Here is a 12,532-nt window from a genome sequence, read left to right on the forward strand (position 1 = left end):
CGGTCATGCGGTATCCAACCCGCGCATCAGAGTGTGATCTACCGTCGTCTGAAAGGCTCTACCCCCAGCCATGCGCGCTGCATCGCGAAAACCCCGGCGTCGAAACCGGCGCCGAGCCATCGCACCGCGCGAAAACCTTGACAAACGAACATGAGAGGAACCCCACATGCCCCGATCTTGCACCACCAAAAGGATGCGCGGAAACCGGACGGATACTTCGATCCAGCGATCCGGAAAATCATTTACAGTTGCCTTGCCTTGCGCAGCGCCATTGAAATCATTGAGATTTTTTCGCCGCGATTCTGCCCCAAGCCCCCAACACAGCCCCAAGCCACCCCAGCGGTATCAAACCCGCTGAAATCCACCCTCCACAACCAACTGAAAACAACCTTTCTTTTTTCGAAGGCGGTTCAAACCGGCTGAAAGCCGTCACCCGGATGCTGTGGCGCCATCCGCTGGGGGTGCCCATCCGCGCCGGTTGGCGTTGACCCGAAGCCGGTTCCGGTTGCGGCTTGTCCGAACGGCAAATCCGCCATGCTTTTCACCCCGTGGCGAAGTTTTGGTGTTACAATTGCCTTGCGGGCGCGTATTTACATACCAACACGAGGTAGGACATGCGCGATCTGAAAATCCCCGGCGAACGCCACCCGGAAAAGGCCCACCGGCCGGATAATGCCCAGCCGAAAAAGCCCGGATGGATCCGGGTCCGGGCGCCGGGCGGCAAGGGTTATGCCGACACACACAAGATCATGCGCGAGAACGGCCTTTCGACTGTCTGCGAGGAAGCGGGCTGTCCGAATGTCGGCGAATGCTGGTCGCACGGCCACGCGACCATGATGATCATGGGCGAGATCTGCACCCGTGGCTGCATGTTCTGCAACGTCGCCACCGGCCGGCCGAAGGCGCTGGATGTTTTCGAACCCGGCCGGGTGGCGCATGCGGTGCAGAAGCTGGGGTTGCGCCACGTGGTCATCACCTCGGTCGATCGCGACGATCTGGAGGATGGCGGAGCCGAGCATTTCGCCCAGACCATTCGCGCCATCCGTCACCGCTCGCCCGAATCGACCATCGAGATCCTGACGCCCGACTTCCTGAAATGCGATCCGTCCGTTCTGGAGGTGGTGGTCGAGGCGCGGCCGGATGTGTTCAACCACAATCTCGAGACCGTGCCCGGACTCTATCCGTCGGTCCGGCCCGGCGCGCGCTATTTCCATTCGCTGCGCCTGCTCCAGCGGGTGAAAGAGATCGACCCGGCGATGTTCACCAAGTCCGGGATCATGGTCGGTCTGGGCGAGGACCGGCAGGGTGTATTGCAGGTGATGGACGACATGCGCTCGGCCGGGGTCGATTTCCTGACTGTCGGGCAGTATCTGCAGCCGACGCCCAAGCATCACGCGGTCGAACGGTTCGTCACGCCCGACGAATTCAAATCCTACGAAAAGGCGGCCTATGGCAAGGGGTTCCTGATGGTCTCGGCAACGCCGTTGACGCGGTCCTCCTACCATGCGGGCGACGATTTCGCGCGGCTGCGCGCGGCACGGCTGCGGCAACTGGGCCGCGCGTCGGACCCGGTGTCGTGACCCGGCCGGGGCGGTACGGCCACACCGGTCAGTCCGGCGGGCGCCAGCTTCTCTTGCTGCGCCCGATACGCGCCTGATAAACGCCGTCGTGCCGGCGCAGGAATTCGCCCAGCCCGATGGTTTCCTCGTGCGGCACATGGTGCGACATGGCGTCGAAAAGCGTTACCTTCTTCACCAGTGGCGCATAGCCGATGACCGCCAGCGTGTGGTTTGCGGTGGTGACAACGGTGGCGCGCCTGTGGGACTGCTTGAAGAAGCCGTGCAGCTTGTTCAGTTGCGCCTTGCGGCCGCCAACGCGTTTCCCCGTTGACCATCCGTCGAACTGTTCCTGATCTTCCTCGCCCGGCGGCGCGTCGAAGGATGCAAGCTCGGGGTCGCGGAACACCGTGAAATCGGCTGCGACGACACGGCCTGTCTGCGGGTGAACGCGGTGCTTGAAGCGGATGCAATCGTAATCGGCGACGAAATCCTCCATGATCCGTTCGACCGACAGCGGGGTTGCCGAATATCCCGCCCAGAAGTTGAGGTTCTGGTAGTCGAACCTGCACCGGTAGGCGACATAGGCCTTCTCGATATAGGGGGCATATCCTTCGCTGGCGGTCGTGTGACAGTAGCGGGCGGAATAGTCGTCGCCGAGATAGAGCCGCGGCGTGACCTCGACCGAGCGGTGTTGAAACCGCACACGCACCACCTTGTCCACCGGAAACGCCGTGTTCGGCGGGTTGATCGGGGTCTGGTACCACCATGCGCGAACCGGCGTCGCCAGTTGGCGGACCGTGACCATCGCGCGCAGCATTTCCGGCTGGGCATGGGCCATCGCGGCGATCAGCGCGGGGATCGGGCAATTGGTGACGCCGCGCTGGCGTAGCGTGTCGGGCTTCAGCGCGGTGAACAGACGGTGGGACAGATCGGTGGTGGCGTAGACGTGTTTTCCGTCGATAACCGGTTCGCTGATTTCGTAATCCAGTGCAACCATGTAACCCCCTGTACTCGAAATCCGGACGTTGGCCGTGCGCGCCGCCTGAAAATCAACCAGCAAAAATTACGTAACGGCAATATTAGCGAAAACCGGTCTTTCGTTCAAGAAAAGGCGGTCAGCCCGCCGGGGCCGGCTCCTCGTCGATGAAGCGGACAGCGCCGATGAAGGGCAGGTTGCGGTTACGCTGCGCAAAGTCGATGCCATAGCCGACAACGAACCTGTCGGGGATCTCGAATCCGGTCCAGCTTGCCTTGATGTCCACCTCGCGCCGTGCCGGCTTGTCGAGCAGGCATATGGTTTCCAGCCGTCGCGGCTTGCGGGCGCCCAGAAAGGCGGTGACCCGTTCCAGCGTATGGCCGGAGTCGATGATATCCTCGACCACCAGCACGTCGCGCCCTTCGATCTGGCCGCGCAGATCCTTGAGGATGCGCACCTCGCGGCTCGATTCGGTCGCGTTGCCATAGGACGACGCTTCGAGGAAATCCACCTCGACCGGCAGGTCGACCTCGCGAACCAGATCGGCGATGAAGATGAACGAGCCGCGCAGAAGCCCGACAACGACAAGCTTTTCGGTATCGGAAAAACGTGTCTCGATCTCGCGCGCAAGCTCTTCGATGCGGGCCGCGATCAATTTGGCGGATATCAACTGGTCGATGACGTATGGTCGCGACAAGAAATTGCTCCCCTTGATCTTGCGGCCCAAGTCTATGACATGTGGCGCCGACCCCGAAACTGAACCAAAGGGCCGGACACCGCAAGATGATGACCCATACCGACAAGCGCATCATGCCGTTCACCAGCAAGCAGATGTTCGATCTGGTGGCCGATATCCGGTCGTATCCGAAATTCCTGCCATGGATGGTCGCGGCGCGTATCCGCAGCCGGCACCGGGAAGGGAACGCGATTGTCGAGATCGTCGAGATGCTGATTTCGTTCAAGGTATTCCGTGAAAAATTCGGTACCCGCGCGACCATGCGCGAGGATGCCGGGACCATCATCAGCGAACTGATCGACGGACCGTTCAAGTTCCTGATCTCGAAATGGGCCTTCCGCGATGTCGAGGGCGGTTGTGAGGTCGATTACCATGTGGAGTTCGAGTTCAAGAACCGGATCCTGCAAAAGGCCGCCGGCATGTTCTTTGCCGATGCGCAGAGGAAGATCATGGGCGCCTTCGAGAAGCGCGCGCAGGAACTATACGGTGGTGCCACCGCCTGATGTACCGCCCGTCCGGTCCGGCGCCGGCCGGTTGAGCCTGTCGCGCGGCGGGCGGGCCTCGTCCAGTCCGGCGATCAGCAGTTCGAGCGCGTGATTGACCGCGGACTGGCGCACTGCCACCCGGCCGAGCGCGCCGAAATCGACTGTCTTGGTTACCGTCAGGTGCCCCCTGCGGGCGACGCCGAAGCAGACCCGCCCCTCGGGCTTGCGCTCGCTCCCCCCCGGGCCGGCAATACCGGTCACCGAAACCGCCAGATCGGCCTCCGAGCGGGCGAGCGCGCCATCGGCCATCTCGCGCGCCACCTGTTCCGAGACCGCGCCGTGGGTTTCGAGGCTTTCCCGGCGCACCCCCAGCATCTGCCGTTTCGCGGCGTTGGAATAGGTGACGAAGCCGCGGTCGAATACGTCCGAGGCGCCGACGATCTCGGTGATCGCGCCGGCGACCAGCCCGCCGGTGCAGCTTTCCGCCGTGGCGACCCGCAGCCCTCTGGCGCGCGCCTTGTCGAGCAGCGTCTCGGCGCTGACAACGGCGATCTCGGCATCAGGGCGGGGATCGGCGGGCAGGTGCGCATCGCTCATTGCATCAACCATCCGTGCGATATCGCGGCGGCGGCCGAAACCACAATCGCCGCCATGATGCCGGCGATCACATCGTCGAGCATGACGCCAAGAGCGTCGTGCCGCCGGTCGGCCCACGAGACCGGCCACGGCTTCCAGATGTCGAACAGGCGGAAGAACAGAAAGGCGCCGATCCAGCCCGGATAGGGAAAGATCCACGGCGCCACCCCGGCGTGCCAGAGCCCGGCCGAAAGCGGCCAGAGCGCGAGCCATTGACCCGCAACCTCGTCGATGACGATTTCCGAAGGATCCGGATCCGGTTCCGGTCCGCCCGCGATAACCGCCGCCGTTGCCCGCCAGCCGGCGAGAAAGACGACCAGCGTTGCCGCCGCCAGCGCCGGAAAGCCACCGAGCCCGTGAATCAGCCAGGCGACGGGGATGGCCGCCGCCGAGCCCCAACTGCCGGGAGCGGGGCGCAGCAGCCCGACGCCGCCAAAGGTGGCGACAAGCCGCGCGGCCGTCATCGGTCGGCCACACATTGCGATACCAGCGTCGCCGTGGCAAGGGCGGCGATCCCTTCCTCACGGCCGGTGAAACCCAGCCTTTCCGATGTGGTGGCCTTGACCGATATCCGGTCGGTTCCGGTGCCGAGAATGGCAGAGAGCGCCGCGCGCATCGCCCCGGCATGGGGGCCTATCTTCGGGCGTTCGCAGACCAGCGTGCAATCGACATTGGCGATGGCATAGCCGCGTGCTGCACACAGACCGGCGGCGTGACGCAGGAAAATCTCGCTCGCCGCGCCCTTCCACTGTGGGTCTGACGGAGGGAAGTGGCGACCGATGTCGCCCTCGGCCAGCGCGCCATAGATTGCGTCGGTGATCGCATGCATGCCGACGTCGGCATCCGAATGACCCTGCAGGCCACGCCCGTGCGGCACGGCGACGCCGCACAGCATCACATGATCGCCGGGCCCGAACCGGTGCACGTCATAGCCGTTGCCCAGTCTTACATCCATCTGCTTCCCTTCGCTCAGGATACGCTCGGCACGGGCGAAACAGCCCGGCAGCGTGACCTTCAGATTGTCTTCGTGGCCTTCAACGATGGCCACATCCAGCCCGGCCGCCAGTGCCACCTCCACATCGTCGGCGGCTCCGCCGGGGTGAGCGGCATGCGCGGCGCGAATCGCGGCCAGATCGAACCCCTGTGGTGTCTGGGCGCGATACAGGTTGTCGCGCGGGGTGGGGGCGCCGACATTGCCGCGCTCGCCACGCCACAGCGCGTCGGTGACCGCCAGCGCCGGCGCGGCCCCGTCAGAGGTTCGAAGCGCCGAAAGCACCCGGTCGATGACTTCCGCCGGTACCAGCGGGCGGGCGCCATCGTGGATCAGGACGTGACCGATCCCATCGGGCAGCGCCGCCAGCCCGGCGCGAACCGAGGCGTCGCGGCTCGCGCCGCCGAAGACCCGCGCCACATCGCCGGGCAGTACCGCCTCGGCCAGCGCCGAATCCTCGGGCGAAATCACCACGACGATACTGTCCACCGCCGGATGGGCGCGAAATTGCTCAACCGCGCGCGCCAGGACCGGCTTTCCCGCAATCTCCTGATATTGCTTTGGAACCGGTCCACCAGCGCGAACGCCGCGCCCGGCGGCAACGATCACCGCCGCGACGCGCGGAGGGAGATTGGAAATGGCGCTGCTTGCATCGGTTCCGGTCATGGGGATCCGTCTAGTGCGTGACTGCGTTCAGGGCAACGGGCAAGCGGAAGCGGCGGAATTCTGCACAAATATTGGGCGCCTCGTGTCCCGATGGCTTGCGGGGGGTCATTTGACCTTGGAGCGGCCGGTCCATTCGCGCTACCAGAAGCCTGGATGCACAAGGATTGAGCAATTGACGGTTTGCGTGGCAGATATCGCGCTCAGCCCCCCGGTTCTGCTGGCTCCGCTTGCCGGGATCACCGACCTGCCGTTTCGCCGGATGGTGGCGGGATTCGGCGCCGGGCTCGTCGTGTCGGAAATGGTGGCCAGTCAGGAGATGGTGCAGGCCAGGCCAGGCGCGCGCGCCAGGGCCGAGCTTGGCCTTGGCGACGGCAAGACAGCCGTCCAGCTTGCCGGGCGAGAAGCGCACTGGATGGCCGAGGCGGCGCGCATGATCGAAGCCAACGGTGCGGCGATCATCGACATCAACATGGGCTGTCCGGCCCGCAAGATCACCAGTTCCGGCGGGACGGGCGCCAGCGGCTCGGCGCTGATGCGTGATCCGGACCACGCGCTGACGCTGATCGAGGCCGTGGTGGGCGCGGTGTCGGTTCCGGTGACGCTGAAATGCCGGCTGGGCTGGTGCGACAGCAGCCGCAATGCCGCCGATCTCGCCCGCCGGGCCGAAGCCGCCGGGGTGCGCATGATCACGGTCCACGGCCGCACGCGCCAGCAGTTCTACAGCGGCCGGGCCGACTGGGCAGCGATCCGCGAGGTGCGCGAGGCGGTCTCGATCCCCGTCATCGCCAATGGCGATATCGTCGATACCGACAGCGCGCGCGCGGCGCTGGCCGCTTCGGGCGCCGATGGCGTGATGGTGGGGCGGGGGGCGCAGGGGCGGCCCTGGCTGCTGGCGGCGATCGCGGCCGCTCTGGTCGGCGCGCCCCGGCCGGACGTGCCCGAGGGTGCCGCGCTAGGGGAACTGGTGAAGGAGCATTATCAAGGCATGATCGCGTTCTATGGCTCGCATCTTGGCAACCGGATGGCGCGCAAGCATCTCGGCTGGTACCTGGACCGTGCCGGCGACCCGCACGGGTTGCGCCGCCGGCTTCTGACCGAAGCCGACGTGACCGAGGTGCGGCGCCTGATCGCCGCCGCCTTCGACATCGGTGTGCGGGAGGCTGCGTGATGCCGGGTTCGGGGCGTATCTGGTCGTCGCTTCCCATTCCGGCGATGGTGCTCGATGTGGACAACCGCATCACGGCGCTGAACCCGGCGGGCGAATTGTTCCTCAACCGGACCATCAGGTCGATCTGGGGCGAGCCGGTTCTTGACCTGCTGGCCATCGATGCGCCGATGGAAGAGGTTCTGGAGCGCGTGCGCAGCGGGCGCTCGCCCGTGTTCGTCAACGATACCGATGTCGGAACCGGCGACCGGCCGCCGGTGATCTGCAACATCCAGATCGCCCCCATCTCGGGCGATCCGGAACGGCTGCTGTTTCTGGTGTCGCCGCGCGAGATCGCCGACCGCGTGGGGCGGTCGATGTCGGCCGACAAGGCGGCGAAATCGGCCATCGGCATGGCCGAGATGCTGGCGCACGAAATCAAGAACCCGCTCGCCGGTATTGCCGGCGCAGCGCAGCTTCTGTCCATGAGCCTGTCCAAGGACGACCTCGAACTCACTGATCTGATCGTGGCCGAGACGCGCCGGATCGTGAAGCTGCTCGATCAGGTCGAGCAGTTCGGCAACCTCAGTCCGCCGGTGCCCCGACCGGTCAATATCCACGACGTGCTGGATCGTGCCCGCAAGTCGGCGATGATCGGCTTCGCGGCACATATGAGGATTGTCGAGGATTACGATCCCTCGCTGCCGGCAACCCACGGCGATGCCGACCAGTTGTTGCAGGTGTTCCTGAACCTGCTCAGGAATGCCGCCGAAGCGGCCCGTGGCGAGGCCGGCGAAATCCGCATCCATACCTTCTACGAACCGAGCCTCAGGGTGCGGCGCAAGGGCGAGAAGGCGTTCCGCGTGCCGTTGCAGATCGAGATCATCGATAATGGTCCGGGCCTGCCGGCCGAGATTGCGGACGAGATTTTCGATCCCTTTGTCTCGGGCCGCGAGAACGGCACCGGACTGGGGCTCGCGTTGGTGAGTAAGATCATTTCCGAACACAAAGGCTGGATCTCGGTCGATTCCGCTCCTGGGCGTACTGTCTTCCGGATTTCGCTGCCCGTCGCCCCGCAAGAGGGCGATGCAGACCTCAACAAGGAGACACGTTAGATGGACGGTACCGTTCTCGTCGCTGACGACGATCGCACCATTCGCACCGTGCTGACCCAGGCGCTGACGCGGGCCGGGTGCAAGGTCCACGCCACATCCTCGCTGGTAACGCTCATGCGCTGGGTCGAGGAGGGCAAGGGCGATCTGGTAATTTCGGATGTCATCATGCCCGACGGGAACGGGCTGGAAACCCTGCCCAAGATCGCCGAGGAGCGGCCCGGCCTGCCGGTGATCGTGATCTCGGCGCAGAACACCATCATGACGGCGATCCAGGCCGCCGAGGCGGACGCCTACGACTATCTGCCCAAGCCGTTGGATCTGCCGGATCTGATGAAGCGTGCCTCGAAGGCGCTGGAGACCAAGCGGCGCGCGCGCGCCGCCCGCTCCGCCGTCGCGCGCAGCGAATCCGACGATCTGCCGCTGGTCGGGCGCACGCCGGTCATGCAGGCGCTTTACCGGCTGGTCGCGCGGGTGATGAACACCGATCTGGCGGTGCTGATCACCGGCGAATCCGGCACCGGGAAGTCGCTGATCGCGCGCGCGATTCACGATTTTTCGGATCGTCGCAACCTGCCGTTCGTGGTTGCCGGCGCGGAGGAGGTGTCGGCCCCCGACGGGATCGCGACCGTGCTGTCCCGGGCGCGCGGCGGATCGGTTCTGATGGACGAGGTGGGCGATCTGGACCCTGAAACCCAGGGCCGGATCGTCCGGATGCTCGACACGTTGTCGGACAACGCGCCGCGCATCATGGCCACCTGTCAGGTCGATCTCATGCAGAAGATGGAGCAGGGTGTCTTCCGGCAGGACCTGTTCTATCGGCTGAGCGGTGTCACGCTCGATGTGCCCTCGCTGCGCGAAAGGGTGGACGATATTCCGCTGCTGGCCGAGCATTTCCTTGCCCGCGCCGATCGCGACGGAACCGCAAGGCGCCGGTTTTCACCCGCCGCCATGGATCTGGTGCGGGCCTATTCGTGGCCGGGCAACGTGCGACAAATGGAAAACACCATCCGGCGCCTTGTCATCACCTCGTCAGAGGAAGAAATCGGCCGGACCGAGGTGGAGCAGGTTCTCGGCAATCAGCCCGAGATCGAGCCGCTTGTCGGCGGTGGAGACGGCGAAAAGCTCTCGGCGTCGGTCGCCAGGCACCTGCGCCGCTATTTCGACCTGCACGGCGGTGTGCTGCCGCCGCCGGGCCTGTATCAGCGTATCCTCAAGGAGGTCGAGGTGCCGCTGATCGAGATTGCGCTGGATGCGACTGGTGGCAATCAGGCCAAATGTGCCGATCTTCTCGGAATCAACCGCAATACCTTGCGCAAGAAGATCACCGATCTCGATATTCGCGTGACAAGGCGCCGGAAATTGATGTAAAAGCGCAACAGAGCCGTGGCAGCAGGGGCACGCCCTGAAAAGGATCACGGGATATGGCGGTCAGGCAGCCCGGCCCTGGGTGGCGGGGTGCCGATACATCACGGGGCGAAGTTTGACAGGCGCAATTCGGCGGTTGAACCTGGACAGTATCGCGCGGCTGCGCCGGCGCCGGCAGGTGCAGACGGTCGCCACCATGGCGCTTGCGATTCTCGCCCCGGTGCTGGTCGGCTGGACTTTCGTCCTGCTCGGACCGCTCGGGCAGGGGGCGGGGTCTTCGTGGCTCCGTTTCGTCCTGATGCTCGATCTGGTCTATGTGCTGGTGGTGGCGACATTGGTGCTGAGCCGGGTGATCGCCATGGTCGCCGCGCGGCGGGCCGCTTCTGCCGGATCGAAGCTGCACCTGCGGCTGACCGGCGCCTTTGCCCTGATCGCGCTGGTGCCGGCGGTCATGGTGGCGATCTTTGCCGGGCTGACGATCAACATCGGGCTCGAGGGCTGGTTTTCTGAACGGGTGCGCAACGTCGTGGGGGCCTCGCTCGCCGCGGCCGAGGCCTATCAGGGCGAACATGTCCGCGACCTGCGATCCGATACGGCGGCCCTTGCCAACTACCTCGACGCGGCCCGTGACGCCCGCTTCGCCCTGTCGGACGGAGAGGTCCGCCAGGTCCTGACCCAGGGCCAGCAGCAGGTGCAGCGGGGATTGCGCGAGGCCTATGTCATCGACGGCGATGGCGAGATCCGGGCGCGCGGCGAACGCTCCTATCTGTTCGATTTCGAAGAACCGTCATCGGCCGAAATCGCCCGGGCGGGCGAGGGCGAGATGGTGATCATCGAGGACTGGGACGTGAACGAGTTTCGTGCGCTGGTCAAACTCGCCGCCTTTTCCGACCGCTTTCTCTATGTCAGCCGCGAGGTCGACGGCGCGATCCTGTCGCTTCTCGACGGAACGACCGAATCGATCCGGCTTTACAACCAGCTTGAAAACGAACGCGGACGCATCCTGTTCGAATTCTCGCTGCTCTATATCGGATTCGCGGTGATTCTGGTTCTGGCGGCGATCTGGATCGGCCTGTGGTTCGCCGAGCGGCTCTCGCGCCCGATCGGCCAGCTTGCCGCTGCGGCCGAGAAGGTGGGCGAGGGCGATCTGACCGTACAGGTGCGCGAACAGCCGGGCGACGACGAGATCGCCACCCTGGGGCGCGTGTTCAACCAGATGACGCGCCAGATCAAGGCGCAGCGCGATACGTTGCTTGATGCCAACGCGCAGATCGAAAAGCGGCGCCGGCTGTTCGAGACGGTGCTGTCCTCGGTCACGGCGGGAGTGATCGGGCTCGATGCCGAGGGGCGGGTGGATTTCATGAACCCCGCCGCGCTGCGATTGCTTCGCATCGAAGGCGAAGTTGCCGACCAGCACAGCGCGCTGGCGCAGGCGGTGCCGGAATTTGCCGGGGTGCTGGCCCGGTTGCGTGCCAGCGGCCATAATGTGACGCAAGAAGAAATCCGCGTAACGCGCGACGGCAAGATGGAAAATCTTCTGGTGCGACTGGCGGAACGGCGCTCGACCGAAGGGGCGCTCGAGGGTTTTGTTGTCGCCTTCGACGATGTGACCGAACTGGTCACCGCGCAGCGCATGGCGGCATGGGGCGATGTTGCGCGGCGTATCGCCCACGAGATCAAGAACCCGCTGACCCCGATCCAGCTTTCGGCCGAGCGGATCAAGCGCAAGTTCGCGCGCAAGCTCGACGAGGCGGACGCCGACTCCCTCGCGAACATGACCGATGTCATCGTGCGCCAGACCAACGATCTGCGGCGGATCGTCGACGAATTTTCGAAATTCGCCCGCATGCCCGAGCCCGACCGGCGCGATGCCGATCTGACGCGCCTTGTGCGCGATACCGTCACGCTGCAGCGCCAGCAACTGGGCGAGGCGTTGAATGCCGATCTGCCCGAGGCTGCCACGCCAGTGCAGGTCGACGAGACGATGATCGGTCAGGCGTTGACCAACGTAGTAAAGAATGCCGGAGAGGCAATTGAAAGTCTTGAGGAAAAAGGCGCTCCGGATGGGTTTGTTCCAGAGGTGCGGATAACGCTTTCGGTCGAAGGGCCGCAGGCGGTTGTCCGGGTGGCCGACAACGGTATCGGGTTGCCGGAAGACCGTGGGCGGTTGTTCGAGCCTTATGTGACGACCCGCGCGAAGGGCACCGGGCTCGGCCTGCCCATCGTGAAGAAGATCATCGAGGAACACGGCGGCAGCTTCGATCTGGTCGATGCGCCGCTGTTCGAGGGCAATGACCATCGCGGCGCGATGGCGGAAATCCGGCTGCCGATGGCGGCCGAACTCGGACGAGCAGCCGAGTGAGATTTTGAGGAGAAGAAGATAAATGGGCGACATACTCATTACCGACGACGAACGCGACATCCGCGAACTGATCGGCGACATTCTCGAAGACGAGGGGTTTTCGGTCCGGCTGGCCGCCAATTCGGAAGACTGCATGAGGGAGATCGAGAGGGAAGCGCCGGCGCTGATGATCCTCGATATCTGGCTGAAAGACAGCAAGATGGACGGCATCGACATCCTCAAGACCGTGAAACGCGAGAAGCCGGATATCCCGATCGTCATCATTTCGGGGCATGGCAATATCGAAATCGCCGTCGCGGCGATCAAGCAGGGTGCCTATGACTTCATCGAGAAACCCTTCAACATTGATCAGTTGCTGGTGGTGATCCGGCGCGCAATGGAAACCTCGCGCCTGCGGCGGGAGAACACCGAACTGCGCCGCAAGGAGGTCACCGCGGCCGAGATGATCGGCACCAGCGCCGCGTTCAAGGCGCTGAAGGCCCAGCTCGACAAGGTGA

Annotated in this window: 12 protein-coding genes; 7 read left to right on the plus strand and 5 right to left on the minus strand. The window is 64.6% G+C overall.

What is annotated here, in order from left to right:
• Window positions 1–614: 614 nt before the first annotated feature.
• Complete coding sequence (gene lipA, locus ACK5IR_RS16115) at window positions 615–1,580, plus strand: lipoyl synthase (RefSeq protein ID WP_416930287.1); 966 nt, start codon at window positions 615–617, stop codon at window positions 1,578–1,580.
• Between the two features lie 28 nt (window positions 1,581–1,608).
• Here lipA and ACK5IR_RS16120 read toward each other — a convergent pair whose 3' ends face one another.
• On the minus strand, window positions 1,609–2,556 hold the full coding sequence (locus tag ACK5IR_RS16120; RefSeq protein WP_416930289.1) for a hypothetical protein: 948 nt from the start codon (window positions 2,554–2,556) through the stop codon (window positions 1,609–1,611).
• A gap of 118 nt (window positions 2,557–2,674) precedes the next feature.
• The gene (gene hpt, locus ACK5IR_RS16125) at window positions 2,675–3,232 is read right to left on the minus strand and encodes a hypoxanthine phosphoribosyltransferase (protein WP_416930292.1); all 558 of its coding nucleotides are present in this window, start codon (window positions 3,230–3,232) and stop codon (window positions 2,675–2,677) included.
• A gap of 86 nt (window positions 3,233–3,318) precedes the next feature.
• Between hpt and ACK5IR_RS16130 the strand changes: the two genes are divergently transcribed.
• On the plus strand, window positions 3,319–3,774 hold the full coding sequence (locus ACK5IR_RS16130) for a type II toxin-antitoxin system RatA family toxin (RefSeq protein ID WP_416930294.1): 456 nt from the start codon (window positions 3,319–3,321) through the stop codon (window positions 3,772–3,774).
• Here the strand turns inward: ACK5IR_RS16130 and ACK5IR_RS16135 are convergent.
• The 3 genes from ACK5IR_RS16135 to ACK5IR_RS16145 are packed head-to-tail and all read right to left on the minus strand — an operon-like array spanning window position 3,751 to window position 6,049.
• Window positions 3,751–4,353, minus strand: coding sequence for a CinA family protein (locus tag ACK5IR_RS16135; protein ID WP_416930297.1), 603 nt, complete (start codon window positions 4,351–4,353; stop codon window positions 3,751–3,753). The two genes, ACK5IR_RS16130 and ACK5IR_RS16135, sit on opposite strands and share 24 nt — an antisense overlap.
• On the minus strand, window positions 4,350–4,856 hold the full coding sequence (locus tag ACK5IR_RS16140; protein ID WP_416930299.1) for a phosphatidylglycerophosphatase A: 507 nt from the start codon (window positions 4,854–4,856) through the stop codon (window positions 4,350–4,352). The genes ACK5IR_RS16135 and ACK5IR_RS16140 overlap by 4 nt, the downstream gene beginning before the upstream one ends.
• Window positions 4,853–6,049 carry a bifunctional 2-C-methyl-D-erythritol 4-phosphate cytidylyltransferase/2-C-methyl-D-erythritol 2,4-cyclodiphosphate synthase gene (locus ACK5IR_RS16145; RefSeq protein ID WP_416930301.1) on the minus strand — a complete coding sequence of 399 codons (1,197 nt, stop codon included), beginning with the start codon at window positions 6,047–6,049 and terminating at the stop codon, window positions 4,853–4,855. The genes ACK5IR_RS16140 and ACK5IR_RS16145 overlap by 4 nt, the downstream gene beginning before the upstream one ends.
• A gap of 184 nt (window positions 6,050–6,233) precedes the next feature.
• Between ACK5IR_RS16145 and dusB the strand changes: the two genes are divergently transcribed.
• The 5 genes from dusB to ACK5IR_RS16170 all read left to right on the plus strand — a co-directional run.
• Window positions 6,234–7,217, plus strand: a complete 984-nt coding sequence (gene dusB, locus ACK5IR_RS16150) for a tRNA dihydrouridine synthase DusB (RefSeq protein WP_416930303.1) — start codon at window positions 6,234–6,236, stop codon at window positions 7,215–7,217.
• Window positions 7,217–8,308: a two-component system sensor histidine kinase NtrB gene (locus ACK5IR_RS16155; protein WP_416930306.1), complete on the plus strand. Its 1,092-nt coding sequence runs from the start codon at window positions 7,217–7,219 to the stop codon at window positions 8,306–8,308. Before dusB ends, ACK5IR_RS16155 begins: the two co-directional genes overlap by 1 nt.
• Window positions 8,309–9,676: a sigma-54-dependent transcriptional regulator gene (locus ACK5IR_RS16160; RefSeq protein ID WP_416930308.1), complete on the plus strand. Its 1,368-nt coding sequence runs from the start codon at window positions 8,309–8,311 to the stop codon at window positions 9,674–9,676.
• 124 nt (window positions 9,677–9,800) lie between these two features.
• The gene (locus tag ACK5IR_RS16165; protein WP_416930312.1) at window positions 9,801–12,035 is read left to right on the plus strand and encodes an ATP-binding protein; all 2,235 of its coding nucleotides are present in this window, start codon (window positions 9,801–9,803) and stop codon (window positions 12,033–12,035) included.
• A 22-nt stretch (window positions 12,036–12,057) separates the two neighbouring features.
• Window positions 12,058–12,532 (plus strand): response regulator (locus ACK5IR_RS16170; protein WP_416930310.1); only part of this gene is annotated, 475 nt, incomplete at its 3' end.

The organism is Tropicimonas sp., assembly GCF_047971885.1.
In the GTDB taxonomy this organism is placed as follows: Bacteria; Pseudomonadota; Alphaproteobacteria; order Rhodobacterales; family Rhodobacteraceae; genus Tropicimonas.

Bases quoted from the DNA above. Each gene is read 5' to 3' on its own strand.
- lipA (WP_416930287.1), top strand. From the start codon at position 615: ATGCGCGATCTGAAAATCCCCGGCGAACGCCACCCGGAAAAGGCCCAC.
- ACK5IR_RS16120 (WP_416930289.1), bottom strand. From the start codon at position 2,556: ATGGTTGCACTGGATTACGAAATCAGCGAACCGGTTATCGACGGAAAA.
- ACK5IR_RS16130 (WP_416930294.1), top strand. From the start codon at position 3,319: ATGATGACCCATACCGACAAGCGCATCATGCCGTTCACCAGCAAGCAG.
- ACK5IR_RS16135 (WP_416930297.1), bottom strand. From the start codon at position 4,353: ATGAGCGATGCGCACCTGCCCGCCGATCCCCGCCCTGATGCCGAGATC.
- ACK5IR_RS16140 (WP_416930299.1), bottom strand. From the start codon at position 4,856: ATGACGGCCGCGCGGCTTGTCGCCACCTTTGGCGGCGTCGGGCTGCTG.
- ACK5IR_RS16145 (WP_416930301.1), bottom strand. From the start codon at position 6,049: ATGACCGGAACCGATGCAAGCAGCGCCATTTCCAATCTCCCTCCGCGC.
- ACK5IR_RS16155 (WP_416930306.1), top strand. From the start codon at position 7,217: ATGCCGGGTTCGGGGCGTATCTGGTCGTCGCTTCCCATTCCGGCGATG.
- ACK5IR_RS16160 (WP_416930308.1), top strand. From the start codon at position 8,309: ATGGACGGTACCGTTCTCGTCGCTGACGACGATCGCACCATTCGCACC.